The sequence below is a fragment of the Planotetraspora silvatica genome (assembly GCF_016863315.1).
In the GTDB taxonomy this organism is placed as follows: domain Bacteria; phylum Actinomycetota; class Actinomycetes; order Streptosporangiales; family Streptosporangiaceae; genus Planotetraspora; species Planotetraspora silvatica.
Genome location: NZ_BOOQ01000046.1, coordinates 21,930 through 38,490 on the forward strand (window position 1 = coordinate 21,930; position 16,561 = coordinate 38,490).

The window sequence follows — 16,561 nt, forward strand, 5'->3', positions numbered from 1 at the left end:
CCGGGGTGCTTACAGAGCGGAGCCCGGTCAGGAGCATGCCATGAGTGAAGAGAACACATGATCGATAACGAAGAGGCGACGCCGACACACCACGCACCGCAGGTGCGCCTGGTCACGGGATCGTCGTGCAGCGCGGCCGTCCCGACCCAGCCTGCAGCCGCCCGCGCTGTCGCCACTGCTGCGGAGCCCGGTAGCAGGCGGGGCTGGGCGTCCGTCGGTGCGGTCGCACTCGGCGCGTTCGTCATCGTCATGACGGAGACGTTGCCAGTGGGGCTGCTGCCGCAGATCACCGACGGACTGCATGTCTCGCTCGGCCTCGCGGGGCTGATGGTGCTCGTGCCGGGTTTCAGCGCCGCGGTGTCGGCGCCGCTGTTCTTCCGCAGCTCCGGCCGCTTCAACCGGCGCTCGGTCATCCTCGTCCTGGGTCTAACGGTGCTGGTGTCGAACGCGGTCGTCGCGGTGGCGCCGAACTTCGTCCTGGTGCTGATCGCCCGTATGCTCTTCGGCGCCACCCTCGGAGCCTTCTGGACCGTGGTCTCACCGGTCGGACCCAAGCTGGTGGGCACGGCCGGCGGCACTCGCGCCATCACCATCATCGCGGCCGGTATTTCGGGTGGGACGGTGGTGGGGCTGCCTGCGGGACAGTTCCTCGGCGACCTCGTCGGCTGGCGTCTCACTTTCGCCATTGCGGCGGCGGCGACACTGCTTGTCGTGGTTGTGCAGACGGTCGTGCTGCCGGGTATTCCGCCGGACGGGCGTACGCACCTGCGTGATCTTTTGGGAGTCGTGACGCGGCGGGCCGCCCGGTTTGGGATGGCAGCGGGCGCGATGGTGTTCATCGGACAGTTCGCCGCCTGGACCTATATCACCCCGTTCCTGATGGACCACACGCATCTGTCCAGCGGCGTGATCTCCCTGCTGTACGTCATCTACGGCTGTGGTGGCATTGTCGGCTCACTCATCGCCGGATCGCTGTTCAAGCGCGGAGTGATCGGCAGCTTCGCCGGGGCGGCGGCGGTTGTGGCCGCATTGCTCATCGGGCTGGCGAGCGTGGGCGCCTTACCCTGGCTGGCTGGCCTGTTGCTCGTGCTGTGGGGTTTGTTCTGGGGAATCGTGAACCCGGGAACGCTGGTCTGGATACTCGACGCGGCCCCAGAAACCCCAGAGGCCGCATCGGCGGTGAATGTGACGAACCTTCAGATAGCCGTGGCGGCAGGGTCTGGCCTCGGCGCGATCCTTGTTTCGTCGACAACCTTGCAGACGGTGTTCCTCACAGCGGGCTTCATCGTCCTTGCCTCCGCCGTGCTCGCCGCGGTGGCGGCGCGGTTCGTAACACTCGCCCGGAGGGAATGAGGAGACCGAAGCGAGGCAGGGAGTGGCCGGGCGCTCAGAGCCCCGGGCGCACTCGACGCTCTTCGGAGCGACAGTGATCGGGCTCGCTGAGACTTCACGCCCTCCCACAGGGGGTTGCCGAGCAGGCGTCGAAGCCCGCGTCGGGCCGCCTTCGGCCGTAGGTGTTGATGAAGACCTCGGGAAACTCGATCTCCCAGTGGAACGGGCGGATGTGTTCCCGGATCGCCGCCGACGCGGTTCGGTAGAGGTCGGAAGGTCATGCCCACGATTCAGCACGTTGCGGAACACTGCCCAGCGCCGGCCAATCCCCCGTAGCGGGGACGTCCGCTTTCCGGTACGGCTAACAAGATCAGAGCGGTCGAAGATCAGCCGGCAGGTCGAACAGGGATGCTGCTCGTCGATGACGTGGTCCGTCGTCTTGGTTCTTTCTCCTTGCGCCCGGGGTGGAGGCACCTCCCAGGTGTCGATGCTCGCCCCGATGACGGCGTTGCCGCAACACAGATGCGAGTCCAGGAAGGACAGCGGCTTGCCGGCCGCCGCCGTCGCCAGCCACAGCGAGACCTTCGCCGGCTCGACCGCCATCGGGTTGAGGTCGACGTCATAGATGCACCGTTCGACGATCAGCCGTCGGCACGTGGCACGCTGGGCGTCGTGGAGTTTGTAGTCGAGCAGTTCGCCCTCCCGGGCCCGCGCATCACCGTAGGCTTCGGTGAGCCGGTGCACCGCCCGGCACCAAAAGGCCCCGACCCCATGGCCGGATCGCAGATCCGCAGGTTGAGGATCTGCTCGGAGGTGGCGTTCTCGGTGGGCGGGCGCAGCGTCTCCCCGACGACGAAGTGGGTGGGTCCATCGCCGAGAGCTGCCGTGGCGCACGTGTGTCAGGCGGGCTGTCGCACCGCCGTCCCAAGATTGTTGTCGATCAGGTACCGCCAGAGTCCATCCGCGCCGCGGTGCGCGATCACTTGCCGACCCTTCGAGGTGCACGTGCATACCGTCGGGACCTGTGCCATCAATTGACTAGTCCAGCACGATCTGGGTGATATCGCCGGCAACGAACACATGGCGCGCCTTGGCCTCCAGCGGCAGGCCGAGGCTGATATCGCGCTCGAGTTCGGTAGCGATCTCGGTGCGATCGGTCACGGTTCGCTCCTCGGGCTCCGGCTCCTGATGTGCCGGCCGGGTTTGTCGAATCCCGGTTTGGTCACTGCGAAGTCCGTGGCACCGGGCACGGACAGAAGTGTGTCCGTCGATTGCCGATAGTTCGGTCAGACGGCCAATCCGGCCCCGCCGGACACCACGATCTCTTGCCCGGTGATGTACGCGGCTCCGTCCGAAGCCAGGAACGCGACGGTCTCGGCGATGTCCTCAGGCATGCCGACGCGACCGAACGGGTTCTTTGCCGCCATAGCGGCCAGCATCGCGGCGACCTCATCGGATCCCATGCCGGGTGTGGTCCGCATCATGGGGGTGTCGGTGAATCCCGGGCTGACGGCGTTGACTCGGATGCGGCGTGGGGCGAGCTCCAGGGCCAGCGTTGGGATCATGGTCAGCAGTGCGCCTCGTGACCCGGCTGTGACACTGTTGCCGGGCAGGGCGCGCGTCGCTCCGATACCCGCGGTGACAATGATCGAAGCGCCGTCAGACAGCAGTGGGAGCGTTTTTACCAGAGTGAAGAACTGTCCTTTGGTGTTGACGGCGAACACGTCGTCGAAGGTGGCTTCGTCGCAGGCGTCCAGCGCCATGGGACGGCTGATGCCGGCGTTCAGGAACAGCGTTGTCAGAGTCCCGAATCGTTCGCTGACTTCGGATACCACCCGGTCAGTGTCAGCAAGCGAGCGCGCGTCAGCACGCAATACCAGGACGTCCTCGGGTAGTTCCTCGCGTGCCCGGGCGACGCTTTCCGGACGTTGTCCGGTGACCGCGACCCGGTAACCACGACTATGCAGAACCTCCGCAGTCGCCTTCCCGATCCCGCTGGTGCCACCGGTGATCAGAGCTGCACGTGCCGACATGGTGATCACTCCACATTAGTTATTGCAGTGAATGTCATCGCTGTAGACCGTAATGACACTCAGGACATGACAAGGCCGCATCGATTCCCGTTCAGCGAGAAGGAGTCTCGTGACAGGGGCGGCAATCCCCGACACAGCCGCGCCGGTGATTGGCGAAGCCCTCGCGACACAGTGCTGGCTTGGAACGTTTGGCTGATTGCGCGTGCGGTCGCCAGGACCGCGGGCATCGCGGTGACCTCCGATGCGGCGTTAGGCACTACGTGGCGGTGATCGTCGACGCCACGCTGAAGAGTGGGTCCATCGCCGAGAGCTGCCGTGGCGCACGTGTGTCAGGCGGGCTGTCGCACCGCCGTCCCAAGATTGTTGTCGATCAGGTACCGCCAGAGTCCATCCGCGCCGCGGTGCGCGATCACTTGGCGGCCCTTCGAGGTGCACGTGCTTACCGTCGGGACCTGTGCCATCAATTGACTAGTTCAGCACGATCTGGGCGATATCCCGTCTTTCGCGATGAACGCGGCCTCCGGGTCGTACAAGGTCATCATCGCGCTGACCTTGCCGGAGTTAAATCACTCAAGCAGCGACGCGGCAATGCCTTCGGGTTCAGTAGGGTCTCCTGTTCGTGTTGGTTGAGCAGTCGACGCTACCAGTGCCAGGCGCGGGAGGACACCCCATTTTGGGACTTTTTCGTCCATGACTTCTCATCTGGTCCTGTTGTCTGGTCGGCTGGCCACGCAAGGTGTCCCTAGCAGCTGACCTCGAAGAATCGTGCCGTTCGTCGTTCGCGTGTAGCTGCCGAGGGCACGACTTGCTTGAGCGGCCTACCACTCCTGGAGTAACAAGTGGACTATTTCGACCAGTATTGTGGATGGCTGCACAAGGGTGCTGCGTGCGGCGATGAGCGCATGGACGATGGAGGGGGCGCGGGCGGCGGTCTTGGTCGCGACGGCGGCCAGCTGCAGGCCGTCTCGGAGTTTTCTCAGCGTGATGGCCTGGTAGCACACCGGCCAGCGCAGCGATCAACGCGCGGTCGGACCATCTCAATCTCGGCCTGCGCACCTGCTGGCGTTGCAGCACGGCGAGTTGGTGACGCAACAGCACAATCTCCGCGTCCTTCCACGCACCCTGCCGGCGGGCCAACCGCATCCAGGCGAACACGCTGACGACGAAGAGATAGACGAACCGCAGTCGCATGACCGTCCATCATGCAGCACCACACACATCCCTCGTCCACGAACAGATCCGCATCATTGCAGGTCACACCAGGTGGATGAGGTTATCGGCACCCGTAGCATGAACAGTGCCATCGCAGTCACATCCTGTAGCTACGTGATTACACAGCAACCATGAGGGGCGAGGATCACCTCCGCAAGCGATTGGGGGCAATCGACGTGCGCAACTCGAACGAGCTACACGAGCTTCTGATTCCACGAGTGCGGGTCGAACTCCGGCCCCTGTGGCCAGGGCTCGAGGCGTACCTGCGGCGATCCCGTTCGCTGACCCCCGGGCACCCGCGGCACAACCATCGTGGTCAGCCGGGGGTGTTCGGGCGGGTCAGGCCCAGGTCGTAGGCGAAGATCACGGCCTGGATGCGGTCGCGGGCTCCGATCTTCGCCAGCACCCGGCCGACATGTGTCTTCACGGTGGATTCCGAGAGCACCAGATGCTTGGCGATCTCGCCGTTGGTCCAGCCCTGCCCGATGGCGACCAGGATTTCCCGCTCGCGGTCGGTCAGTGCTCGCCAGCGGGGATCCATGCTGCCCTCTCGGCCCTGCGGCGCTCCGGGCAGGTGGTGAGCGTAGGTGTCGAGAAGCCGTCGGGTGAGGGCAGGGGCGATGACGGCGTCGCCCTCGGCGACGGCGCGGATGCCGGCCAGTAGTTCCTCTGGGCGTGCGTCCTTGAGGAGGAAGCCGCTGGCTCCCGCGCGCAGCACTGCATGGGCGTATTCGTCCAGGTCGAAGGTGGTCAGGACGAGGATGCGGGAGCGTCCTCCGGCGGCGATGATGCGGCGGGTGGCCTCGATGCCGTCCATGCCGGGCATGCGGATGTCCATAAGGACGACATCGGGCCGTAGTTCGGCTGCCATACGGACGGCCTCGGCTCCATGCGCCGCCTCGCCGACCACCTCGGTGTCGGGCGCGGTCTCCAGCAGCATGCGGAAGCCGTAGCGCTGCAGGGACTGGTCGTCCACGATGAGGACGGTGGTCACGCCGAGCCGCCTGATGTGTTGGGGATCGGGGTGAGGTCGAGGCCGGCCTCCACGATCCATCCTCCACCGGGCGCGGGTCCTGCGGTGACGGTGCCGCCGTACAGGGCTGCGCGCTCTCTCATGCCGGCGAGCCCGTGGCCGTCCTCGTGCGACGGCCCGGGCTGCCCGGTGCCGTGGGGCGGGCCGGTGTCGTGGACGCGCACGCGCAGCTGTGAGCCTGCGACGGTGAGCACCACGTGGGCCCGCGTGTCGGGGCCGGCGTGTTTGAGGGCGTTGGTGAGCGCCTCCTGGACGATGCGGTAGACCATCAGCTGGACCCCGCGGTCCAGGGCATTGAGTTCGCCGCCGGAGCGGTAGACGATCTGCGGTCCGGCCGCCCGGATACGGGCGCACAGCGCGTCGAGGTCGGAGATTCCGGGCTGCGGGTTGAGTTCGGGCGCCCCCGTCCGCTCGCGCAGGATGCCGAGCATGCGTCGCAGCTCGCCCAATGCCTGGCGGCCGGTGTCGCCGATCAGCCGGAGAGCCTCGTTTCCACGGTCGGGGCTGACGCCGGACGCGTACCCCCCGGCGTCGGCGAGGGTGATGATGACGGACAGGTTGTGCCCGATGATGTCGTGCATCTCGCGGGCCACGCGGGTGCGTTCGGTAGCGGCGGCCAGCCTACTGCGCTGGTCGCGTTCGATTTCGAGCCGGGTCGCGCGGTCGCGCAGCACCGCGAGCTGGGCGCGTCGGATCCTCACCGCCAGGCCCAGGGCGACGGCAGCGGTGGCGGCGCTGACCAGAAAGAACAGGGCGTCCCACACGGACACCGCGGTGGAGACGCGCACGGCGACCAAGGCCAGCGCTCCGGCCATGGCCGCGCAGGCCCAGGGCAGATGCCGCAGTCGTCCGTGCAGCACCAGGCTGTAGAGAGCGACGAGCAGAGCGACATCGGCGCGCAGTAAAGCCCCCAGGGACCACTGCAGCAGGAACACCGCCGCGATCAGGGCGAACGCCACGGACGGTGTCCTGCGCCGCCAGAGCAGGGGAAGCAGCAAGCCGGCCTGCAGTGCCAGCGTGCCGGCCAGCGGCACGTGCGTGAACGCGATCCGCAGCTCACGCGGATCGCCGTCGTCCACGAGGTCCGGCACGCAGAACAGCAAGAAGACGCCGGCCACCACTGCCGTATCCAGTACCCACGGGTGGTCCCGGTCCGCCTGTCGCATCAGCTGGCCGACCCGGGCCAGCCGCGCGACCAGCGGGTGACCCTGCAGGGGGTCCGGCCCGTGGTGCGGCAGGCCGGCAGGCACTTCCACTCCGGCGGTGTCGTCGCTGCTCACAGGTGTCACCTGTCCATGATGTGCGAAGGAACGCCGGCGCGGCGCCAGGCCGAGGCCGGGCACCGCGCGGGCGGTACGCAATGACTGTGTCAAGCGTCGGTGCGCGCCAGGCGCCAGGCGGCACCGGCCAGCGCCAGCACGGTCCAGGCGAGGAAGACCAGCATCCCGGCCGTGGGCGACAGCGTGGTGGCGTCGTGGTGCAGGGCGAACATCGACTCGCCTGCGTTGCTGGGAAGGTACGGGCTGATGTTGTCCTGCCAGGCGCTGGGCAGCAGAGAGATTAGGCCGGGGATCAGCATCAAGGCGCCGACCAGCACCGAGATGCCGCCTGCCACCGAGCGCAGCAGGGCACCCAGGGCGGTACCGATCACTGCGACCAGGCCGAGGTAGAGTCCCGCGCCCAGCAGGCTGCGCACCACCCCCGTGTCCGAGAGCGTCATGGCCGCGTTGGTGCCGGAGACGATGCCGCCGGCGAACAAGAAGGTGGCGAATACACCTGCGGTGCTGACCACGAGAGCGACCAGGCCGAACACCGCGGACTTCGACCACAGCACCGGTAGGCGGCGCGGGACCGCAGCGAGCGTGGAGCGGATCATGCCGGTGGAGTACTCGCCCGCGGTGACCAGCACGCCCAGGACGCCCAGCGCCAGCTGCGCGAACCTCGTGCCGAACAGGGAGAGGCTGACGGCGGTGGCGCCGGCGAAGTCCGGGTCCATGTGATGGCCGGAGGTGATCCGGGACTTGTACTGCGCCGCGGCGATGAGGCCGATGCCGACCAGGAACAGCAGGCCCAGACCGAGGGTGATCCACGTGGAGCGTAGGGACCACAGCTTGGCCCACTCCGAGCGCAGCACCCGCAGCCCGGTCACCCTGTAGGACGGACGTGTGGACCGCGAAGGGGCGGGTGCGGAGGTGTGGGTCGAGGTGATGGTGCTCATCAGGCGACGCTCCTGAGGGTCTGGATGCCCGTGGTGCCGTGGTACTCGACGGCGTCCCGGGTCAGCTCCATGAACGCCTCCTCCAGGGAAATGGTCATCGGGGTGAGCTCGAACAACGGGATGCCGTGCTCCGCGGCATAGACCCCGATGGAGCGCGAAGACAGGCCGGTCACCAGCAGCTCCTCCGAGCCGGCCTGGCCGGTGATCTCGACGCCGGGCTTCGCCAGAATCTCGCGTAGGCGGGCCGGATCACTGGTGGCCACCTTCACGGTGTCACCACCGGCCTGGCGAACCAGGTCCTGCACGGTGGTGTCGGCCAGCAGACGGCCGCGGCCGACGATGATGAGGTGGTCCGCGACCAGCGCCATTTCACTCATCAGGTGTGAGGACACGAAGACCGTGCGGCCGTCGGCCGCCAGCCCGGTCAGCAAGTTGCGGATCCACAGCACGCCCTCGGGGTCCAGCCCGTTAACCGGCTCGTCGAGCATGACGGTCTGCGGATCGCCGAGCAGTGCCGCGGCGATGCCCAGGCGCTGGCCCATTCCCAACGAGAACGACCCGGCGCGCTTTTTCGCCACAGACTGCAGTCCGGTCAGCTCGACCACCTCCTCCACCCTGCGTCGCGGGATGCCGTGGGTGTAGGCCTGCGCCATCAGGTGGTCGAAGGCCGACCTGCCGGGGTGGATCGACTTAGCCTCCAACAGCGCGCCGACCTCTTGCAGCGGGGCCCTGTGCTGGGCGTAACGGCGGCCGTTGACTATGACCGAGCCACTGGTCGGGGCGTCCAGACCGACGATCATCCGCATCGTGGTGGACTTGCCCGCGCCGTTCGGCCCCAGGAATCCGGTGACGGTGCCGGGCCGAACGGTGAAGTCCAGCTGGTCGACCGCCGTCTTATCCCCGTACCGCTTCGTCAGCTGGTGTGCCTCGATCATCAGTCATCCCTACGTGCGCACGGACCAGCCTTCCCGGCCCGCCTCACCTGCAACGCTAGGACCGGGACCAGCGGGATCCGTGGTACCGCGGAGCCGAGATCCGAGGAGCGAGTGGTACCGCGGTACCATCCCGCGGCGGTTCTGGCCGGCTTCGGACGAGCGCCCGGACAAGGGCGGCACGCTCACCCTGCTCCTGGAGGGTGGCGAGCAAGGCGGGTGAGAGGCAGGGCACGTGCTGTGATGTGCCCTGCCCCCGTCGGGTCAGGAGGGCACGGGGAAGCTGACGGGGCTGCGGTGCCCAGCTTTGTCGATGGCCCGTACGCCGAAGAAGACATTGTCCTTGGACAAGTCGATGCGCACTTCGGTGACGTCGCCGACCGGGATGACGTGGGTCCAGTCCGGGCTGGTGGTTTCGCGCCAGACGATTTCGTAGCCGGCAAGGTCGGGTTCGGTGCCGCGGGTCCAGACGAGGTCGGTGTCGTTGGTGAGTTGGTCGGTGCGGACCTTGGCGTTCTTGGGCGTGCCGGGGGCCTGGGCAAGTGACCAGATGGTGGCAGCGTTGACGCGGGCGACGCGGGCGATGTAGGCGAAGTCGCAGAATTCCGGGAGGTCGCCGAACTGTTTGCCGTTCTCGACGCGTACGTCCTGGTGCTGGTGGTCGAAGTTCTCGTTGGGTTCGGTGAAGCGGGCGGCGGGATAACCCTGTTCGAGGAAGCCGATGTGGTCCCCGCCGCGCAGGTAGCGGTCGCGGCGGTAGATGATCCGGATGTTCATGCCGGTGGCGTCGTTGTCGGCGACGTTCGTGACGAAGCGGGCGAGCTGGCGGGCGGGCGAGTCGTTCTCGCCGCCGACCGAGCGGCGGGTGTTGGCCTCGGCGGAGGTCTCGGCGGTGGGCACGCCCTCGGCGAAGAGCCGGACGGTGCGAAGATCTCGGGTGCCGTCGTCGGCGGTGCTGCTGCCGATGATGTCGTTGGTGAACATCGCCTGCACGTCGGCGGCTACGGCCTTGTACTGTGCGGCCATGTACCGCGCGCCGTACAGGTTTTGCTCTTCCCCCGCGACGGCGGCGAAGACGATGGTGGCCTTCGGCCGGCGGAGGGACATGACTCGGGCGAGTTCCATGGCGACGGCCACGCCCGAGGCGTCGTCGTTGGCGCCTGGCGCGTCCGCGGTGGCGTTCATGACGTCGGTGACCCGTGAGTCGTAGTGACCTGACACCACGTATATCCGGTCAGGGGTGACGGAGCCGCGCAGTGTGGCGACGACGTTGGTGATGCGGGTGGCGGTGGGTATCCGGGAGGCGGGCTGCTGGATGTAGGACTGCAGTTCGACGGTCATGCGCCCGCCGGACGCCGCGGCGTACTGCTCCATCTCGGCGAAGATCCAGTCACGGGCGGCGCCAATACCACGGTCCGGATCTTCCTGGGTCGAGAGGGTGTGCCTGGTCCCGAAGCTCACGAGCTTGCGGACGGTGGCCTCGACGCGTCGCTGGTCGATGTCGCGCAGCAGAGCGCGCAATTCGGCGTCGGGGTGCTGGTCGGTGGCGGGCCGGCCGGGACCGGTCGGCCGGGTTGAGTCCGCTGCCGCCGGACGGCCGTCGATGGTTACCGCAGTCGCGGCGGCTGCGGCCGCCGAAATGGAGAGGAACGTACGACGGCTGGCTTTACTGGGGAGTTGAGAATCTTTGTCATCCACATAGCTGGTTTATCCAGAGACGAATACTTTGTCCATGGTCGAATGTGTCCCGTTTGAGCTTCCCCGGCCGTTCGTTCTCGCCGTTCTGCGCCGACGTCCAGGCGGTGGCGGTCTTGTTGTCGCAGACAGTGGCCGTGTCGGAGAGGACGTCGCCACGTGTGGACGAGTTGGCCGGCAGATTCAGGCTGGTCTCGGCGGTGGAGCCCCCATTGACCTCGGTGTGATGTATGCCAGAGATTAGAACACGCGTTCGATGGGCGCGTTGAGGTCGTCGGGGCCGAACTCGGCATCGAGCAACACCTGCCGGTCATCCTCCGGGATCCACCCCCACAACTTCGCGGTCACGGCGACCTCACGCTCGCGGGGCTGCGGCAGATCGAACCCGGCGAGGGGCGTGTCTCCGGGTGGTGGAACAGGAAGCGGCGGGCGCTGTTGACCGCGCACGAGTTGCTGTAGAGCGCGACGGCTACGCCCACCAGTCCGCCGCGCGCGCCTTCAACACCGAGATGTTCATCCGCATGGCCGAGACGTTCGGCCTGCCCATCACCGGCCGCCGCATCTCCGACGAGTGGATCAGCGTCAGCATCGGCACGCCCCCGGACGAGGAACGCCCCGACGGGTGATGTCCAGTGCTTGGCCCGGGGGCTTATCGGGGGACTGTCCCGGTAGGTGCGGCGGTGCCAGGCGCGTGATCCGCTCACGGCTCTCCCCTGAAGCGGCCATCGATTTGCCTACAGGATTTAGGTAGACGCCTACTTCATGTAGGTAAATCGATAGTAGGTGATGGTTGTGGTTCGGGCAGGACTGAGCCCGGAGCGGCTGACGCTCGCCGGTGCGGAACTTGCCGATGAAGCCGGGTTCGACCAAGTGACTCTGTCGGCGCTCGCCCGGCGCTTCGACGTGAAGGTTGCGAGCCTGTACTCACACCTGAAGAACTCCCAGGAGCTCAAAACCCGGATCGCGCTGCTTGCACTGGAGGAACTCGCCGACCAGGTCGCCCATGCCGTGGCCGGACGTGCGGGCAAAGACGCCCTGATGGCCTTCGCGAACGCCTACCGGGACTACGCCCGCGCGCACCCCGGCCGGTACGAAGCAGCCCGGTTCCGGCTCGACCCGCAGACGGCCGCAGCCAGTGCCGGCGTCCGGCACGCGCAGATGACACGGGCGATTTTGCGCGGCTACAACCTCACGGAGCCGGACCAGACGCACGCGGTCCGCATGCTCGGCAGCGTCTTCCACGGTTACGCCAGCCTGGAGGCAGCCGGTGGCTTCAGCCACACGGACGTCGCCTCACAGGAATCCTGGGTGTGGACCCTGGACTCCCTCGACGCCGCATTGCGGAACCGGGCCGCCCCCTGACCAGCGGCACGCCACCCTTCGAACGGTCCCGCGTACTGACCCGATTCCGCCACCCACCCAGAACCAAAGGCTTGAGGCAATGAGCACCGATCAGAACTGGATCACCACCCCCATCACCGCCGACTTCCTGCGCGGGCACCTCGAGGTGGAAGAAACCGCGCACGGTCTGCTGCCGCACCGGCTGCCCGCCTGGGCGCGCCGCCAGATCCCCGACGACCGGCTGGCCGTGGCCGAGGCCCAGCCCTCCGGCGTCCGACTGGCTTTCCGCACCCGCGCCACCACCATCGAACTGGACACGCTGCCCATCAAGCGGGTCTACCTGGGCTTCCCGCCTCCGCCGGACGGCGTGTACGACCTCCTGGTCGACGGCCGACTCACCGCCCAGGCCACCGTGGACGGCGGAAACCTCAGCACGATCACCGACATGCAGACCCAGACCGCGGAGTTCACCGAGGGACCGGCGGGCACCGCCCACTTCACCGACCTCCCCGAGGGCGAGAAGAACATCGAGATCTGGCTTCCGCACGCGGAGATCACCGAGGTGATCGCCCTGCACACCGACGCCCCCGTTGAGCCGGCCCCGGACAACGGACGCCGGGTGTGGCTGCACCACGGCAGCTCCATCAGCCACGGCTCGAACGCCGTCTTCCCGAGCACCATCTGGCCCGCCCTGGCCGCGGCCGCCGGCGGCGTGGAACTGATCAACCTCGGGTTCGGCGGCAGCGCACTGGTGGACCCGTTCACCGCGCGTGCGATGCGCGACACCCCCGCCGACCTGATCAGCGTCAAGCTCGGCATCAACGTCGTCAACAGCGACGCCATGCGCCTGCGCGCCTTCGCCCCCGCCATCCACGGCTTCCTCGACACCATCCGCGAGGGCCACCCGACGACACCCCTGCTCCTCGTGTCGCCGGTGCTGTGCCCGACCCACGAAAACACCCCTGGCCCCCTGATGCCGGACCTCGAAAGCGGAACCCTCCAGTTCAAGGCCACCGGCGATCCGGCCGAAACCGCCGCCGGACGGCTGACGCTCACGATCATCCGTGAGGTACTCGCCGACATCGTCAAGCAGCGAGCCACCGAGGATCCGAACCTCCACTACCTTGACGGACTCGACCTCTACGGCGAGAGCGACCACGCCAAGTTCCCGCTGCCGGACGCGATCCACCCCAGCCCCGAAGGACACCGCCGCATCGGCGAGAACTTCGCCAAGCTCGTGTTCGCGAACAACGGCCCCTTCACCACCAAGACCGGCTGACCCCGTACAGCCCCGGACAATTACTCCCATCACCGTGACCAGCATGATCACGATGGAAAAGGCTCACTTGGAAGTGGCCGCCGGAGTGACGGCGACGATCTCGCGTCACTCCGGCGGGGGCATGGGCGTGAGCGGACACCGAGGTCACCCTGCGGGGGACCGATCGTGGGTCAGCCGACGAGCTGCTGCCGCAGTGCGTCGACGTCCATCATGTACCACATGACCTTGAATCGGCCGTCCACGACCTCGTAAAACGCGGTCTCGGCGACGGAGATGCTCGCTCCGTTGGGGGCCAGACCGTTCCACTCCGCCACCGGCGTTCCGGTGTCGAGCGCGCGAGCAGCGATGTGACCGCCCTCCACGAGAAGTTCCTGGACCTCCCAGTGGATGTCCGGGACGGCATCGGTGTGCTTGCGGAACTCGGTGATGATGGCTTCACGGGCAACTGGAGTGCCGCCCAGGATGACCTCGTCGTGAAGGAGCTCGCGCATCCCGTCGAAGTCACGCGTGTTCGCCATCTCCACGTACCGCCCGTAGAACTCGCGCAGCTCCTCTGCAGACATGCCTGTACTCATCGTCAATCTCTCCACTCTGTTGGTAGCCACACCCGTGGTGACGGGTTGATCCGGCCGGCCCCAGAACGGGGCCGCGATCCGATACTTACCTCTCCGCACACCAGGCAAAATGGACCTGCCGAGCCTCGTACTGGCAGGGCGACCCTGTGCCTGCCGCGCGGACCTAGAGTGAGGTTGTGGTTTCAGATTCGAACGAGCTCGCGTGCAGCCTGCGCCTCTGGCGCGGCCGCGTGTCACCCGCCGAGGTAGGCCTTCCGGAGGGCGGCCGGCGCCGCGTGCTCGGCCTGCGCCGGCAGGAGGTCGCCCAGCTTTCCGGGTTGTCGGTCGAATACCTCGCCCGCCTGGAGCAGGGCCGCGCGATCCACCCGTCGCCGTCGGTGCTCATGTCGCTCGCCCGGGTGCTGCGGCTTTCTGACCAGGAGCGCGCACATCTCTTCCGCGTCGCGGATCAGGCCGAGCCGGCCCACGGGAGCATCAAGCGCCACATCACGCCGAGCGTGCAGCGGATCCTGGACCGCCTGACCGACCTGCCCGTCCAGGTCGTCGACGCCTCGTGGCAGTGCATCACGTCCAACCCGCTCGCGTATGCCCTGGCCGGCGACACGTCGGCACTGCCGCTGCGTGAGCGGAACCTCGCCTGGACCGTCTTCACCTGCGCTCCAACACGCTATATCCGCACCGAGGCCGAGGAGCGCCTGCTCCGCCTGGAACTGGTCTCCGATCTGCGCGAGGCTCGAAGCCGCTATCCGAAGGACAAGCTGCTCGGCGACCTCATCGACGATCTGCTGGAAGTCAGCACAGACTTCGCCGACCTGTGGGAGCAGCGCCTGGCCGCCCCCCAGCCCGGCTTGAGCAGTCGGACGTTCCTGCACCCCGAGATCGGACCGATCACAATGGACAGCGACTTCCTCACTGTACGTGACACCGACCTCCGGTTGATCGTCTACACCAGCGCGCAGGACAGCGAGGCGGCCGGGCAGCTCGACCTGCTGGCGACGATCGGCCTGCAGCCGTTTAGCTGACCGGGTTGGGTGATCAGGTTCTGTCGTCTGCGCTGCGCGAGGTTCAGTGTTCGTTCGTAACAAGGATGATCAGCACCTGGCCTGGATCCCTCGGCAACGCCAGATCGTCCCCCTGATGACCAGTGAGCCTTTTCCATCGTGATCATGCTGGTCACGGTGATGGGAGTGAGGCCAGATACGGGGTGAGGGGAGGCCCCGGTAAGACAGCAGTCGACCAAGATCCGATGCCCCAACCGGGAGCCTCGTTGCTGTCTTACCCTGCCGCGATTCCGCTGTCGAACTGTACCCTCGTCCGCCTGGCTGATCTCATCCGCGCTCAGCGTGCCCAACGTCGATGCCGGTGGCGGCGCCTGGATCCGGGCCGGCAAGCGCTGCTGGTGCTGGCCCACCTGCGCAACGGGGATACCTACGCCCGCCTGGCCGCTGGGTTCGGCATCGGCGGCCAACCGCTCCTGCCAGAGTTCGCTCTTCTCGCGCGCACCGGAAGACGCTACGCTGATCATGATGAATACCTCCTCCATCAGATTGGGGGCCCCGTTCACGCAAGGTGAGTGCTGATGCCGCACTCAACCCCGAACGAGGATTCCCGCCTAACCCTCTGGCTGCGCGTGCGTGAGTTCGCCGTGCCGCCCCCCATGATCGAGTCTGCGACCGCCCGCCGTGCTGCCGGAGACTGGGCAGCAGCGTGCGCAGCAGCACACGTAGACGTCGATCTCAACCTGCGCCACATAGCGCGCCTCCACGGCCAGGAACTGGCCACCCACCTTCGCAGCGACCTCCGTCACCTGGCGCCTGACCTGCTGCGCTGGCACATGCCAAGAATCGCTCCCAACGGCCTGATACGTCCGGGCCTGACCCTCTCGCTGGCCCGGTACCGCGAGAGGGATAACACGGTCCACCTTGTGGCCAGGACTCCGCCGGCCTGGGCGGATGCCGGTCAGCGGATCAGCCTGGCGCTCTGGGACAGTTCCCGGTCGGGACCGCATCCGCACCCCCATCCGAATCGACGCTTCCGCCTCGATCTGCATCGCCACTTGTGGGATGCACGCAGGGCCGGTGAGCTGCGTACACGTTCCGAAACGCCGCCGCACGCACGGGGCTGGGCCGTCGATCGGTGGCTGGCCGAGGCCCGGTTGCTGCTCTGTGCCGAGGGGCAGGACGGGGGTACGGTCGCCGTCCGGGTCGGCGGGCGGCGTCAGGTGATCCTCGATGTTGACGCGTCCCGGGTCGGCAACGAAGGACCCGCGCCGCCGCCGATCTTGCCTGATGCGGCGACCTGGGTGCTGCCCGACCTGGCGTTGCTGCGTGCCGGGCTAATCGAGGCCGACAGGCTGCACCCGCTCGTTGCAACGGCTCTTCTACCCGGCCATTCGCCGGACGCCAAGCCGCACGGCCACCAGAGCGAGAACGAGCCGCGAATGGTCGAGTGTCGCGGCGCCCAGCACAGGATCGCGCTCGTGAACGGCATGCTGGTCGCACTGGATCACGACGCGACCGAGATCCGGCGCGAGAAACTGCTGGCCGAGTTGACCGGCACCCCGTTGCCCTGTTTGCGGCTAATCGAGGAGGCCCACCGCTCCCCGGAGTGCCTCCTCGATGTCCGCACGCGACTGGAGCACGGCGACGCCGCCGGTGCTCAGGCCACCGTCGACGGTCTCCTCGGACCTGGTGCGCGGCTGCCCGAGGGCGCGCTGCGCGACGTGCTGGAGAAGGCCGCGCGGCGGCGGATCGACCACGGGCTGTTCCGTACCGGGCTCGGGTCGGTCCCGGGACCGACCGAGCGACCGGACCGCCGCTCCCGTAAGGGCCGGGCACGCCCGCGCCACGCCACATTCCGCTGACGCTGTACTTCTTCCTAGACCTCCAAGGTGATTCATCATCCTTTCGTC

General features: G+C 67.3%; 14 protein-coding genes and 1 pseudogene. 7 read left to right on the forward strand and 8 right to left on the reverse strand.

The features are described 5' to 3' along the window. Positions 1–57: 57 nt before the first annotated feature. Complete coding sequence (locus Psi02_RS30770; protein ID WP_203979343.1) at positions 58–1,353, forward strand: MFS transporter; 1,296 nt, start codon at positions 58–60, stop codon at positions 1,351–1,353. Between the two features lie 1,017 nt (positions 1,354–2,370). Here the strand turns inward: Psi02_RS30770 and Psi02_RS40860 are convergent. The 7 genes from Psi02_RS40860 to Psi02_RS30800 all read right to left on the reverse strand — a co-directional run bounded on the left by Psi02_RS40860 (position 2,371) and on the right by Psi02_RS30800 (position 10,458). Then, positions 2,371–2,493, reverse strand: a complete 123-nt coding sequence (locus Psi02_RS40860; protein WP_275415302.1) for a hypothetical protein — start codon at positions 2,491–2,493, stop codon at positions 2,371–2,373. A gap of 125 nt (positions 2,494–2,618) precedes the next feature. Beyond that, positions 2,619–3,365, reverse strand: coding sequence for an SDR family oxidoreductase (locus Psi02_RS30775; RefSeq protein ID WP_203883076.1), 747 nt, complete (start codon positions 3,363–3,365; stop codon positions 2,619–2,621). A gap of 1,528 nt (positions 3,366–4,893) precedes the next feature. After that, entirely contained in the window at positions 4,894–5,571 is a 678-nt protein-coding gene (locus tag Psi02_RS30780) for a response regulator (RefSeq protein ID WP_275415303.1), read from the reverse strand. Beyond that, the gene (locus Psi02_RS30785) at positions 5,568–6,890 is read right to left on the reverse strand and encodes a sensor histidine kinase (RefSeq protein ID WP_203979345.1); all 1,323 of its coding nucleotides are present in this window, start codon (positions 6,888–6,890) and stop codon (positions 5,568–5,570) included. Before Psi02_RS30785 ends, Psi02_RS30780 begins: the two co-directional genes overlap by 4 nt. Positions 6,891–6,979: 89 nt before the next feature. Next, complete coding sequence (locus Psi02_RS30790) at positions 6,980–7,828, reverse strand: hypothetical protein (RefSeq protein ID WP_203979346.1); 849 nt, start codon at positions 7,826–7,828, stop codon at positions 6,980–6,982. Next, positions 7,828–8,763: an ABC transporter ATP-binding protein gene (locus Psi02_RS30795; RefSeq protein ID WP_203979347.1), complete on the reverse strand. Its 936-nt coding sequence runs from the start codon at positions 8,761–8,763 to the stop codon at positions 7,828–7,830. The genes Psi02_RS30790 and Psi02_RS30795 overlap by 1 nt, the downstream gene beginning before the upstream one ends. A gap of 261 nt (positions 8,764–9,024) precedes the next feature. After that, complete coding sequence (locus tag Psi02_RS30800; RefSeq protein WP_203979348.1) at positions 9,025–10,458, reverse strand: M20/M25/M40 family metallo-hydrolase; 1,434 nt, start codon at positions 10,456–10,458, stop codon at positions 9,025–9,027. Between the two features lie 404 nt (positions 10,459–10,862). Between Psi02_RS30800 and Psi02_RS30805 the strand changes: the two genes are divergently transcribed. The 3 genes from Psi02_RS30805 (at position 10,863) to Psi02_RS30815 (ending at position 13,075) form a co-directional block, all read left to right on the forward strand. Continuing rightward, positions 10,863–11,081 (forward strand): hypothetical protein, encoded by a 219-nt coding sequence (locus Psi02_RS30805; RefSeq protein WP_203979349.1) that lies wholly within the window; start codon positions 10,863–10,865, stop codon positions 11,079–11,081. A gap of 166 nt (positions 11,082–11,247) precedes the next feature. Then, the gene (locus Psi02_RS30810) at positions 11,248–11,817 is read left to right on the forward strand and encodes a TetR/AcrR family transcriptional regulator (protein WP_203979350.1); all 570 of its coding nucleotides are present in this window, start codon (positions 11,248–11,250) and stop codon (positions 11,815–11,817) included. Positions 11,818–11,896: 79 nt separating this feature from the next. Beyond that, positions 11,897–13,075 (forward strand): GDSL-type esterase/lipase family protein, encoded by a 1,179-nt coding sequence (locus Psi02_RS30815; RefSeq protein ID WP_203979351.1) that lies wholly within the window; start codon positions 11,897–11,899, stop codon positions 13,073–13,075. 170 nt (positions 13,076–13,245) lie between these two features. Here Psi02_RS30815 and Psi02_RS30820 read toward each other — a convergent pair whose 3' ends face one another. Next, on the reverse strand, positions 13,246–13,638 hold the full coding sequence (locus tag Psi02_RS30820; protein WP_203887760.1) for an ester cyclase: 393 nt from the start codon (positions 13,636–13,638) through the stop codon (positions 13,246–13,248). A 188-nt stretch (positions 13,639–13,826) separates the two neighbouring features. Between Psi02_RS30820 and Psi02_RS30825 the strand changes: the two genes are divergently transcribed. From Psi02_RS30825 to Psi02_RS30835, 3 genes and pseudogenes are all read left to right on the forward strand, one after another. Then, complete coding sequence (locus Psi02_RS30825; RefSeq protein WP_203979352.1) at positions 13,827–14,672, forward strand: helix-turn-helix transcriptional regulator; 846 nt, start codon at positions 13,827–13,829, stop codon at positions 14,670–14,672. Positions 14,673–14,917: 245 nt separating this feature from the next. Then, a pseudogene (locus Psi02_RS30830) lies at positions 14,918–15,112 on the forward strand (transposase family protein); the annotation flags it as partial. A 117-nt stretch (positions 15,113–15,229) separates the two neighbouring features. Then, positions 15,230–16,513: a hypothetical protein gene (locus Psi02_RS30835; protein ID WP_203979353.1), complete on the forward strand. Its 1,284-nt coding sequence runs from the start codon at positions 15,230–15,232 to the stop codon at positions 16,511–16,513. Positions 16,514–16,561: the final 48 nt, after the last annotated feature.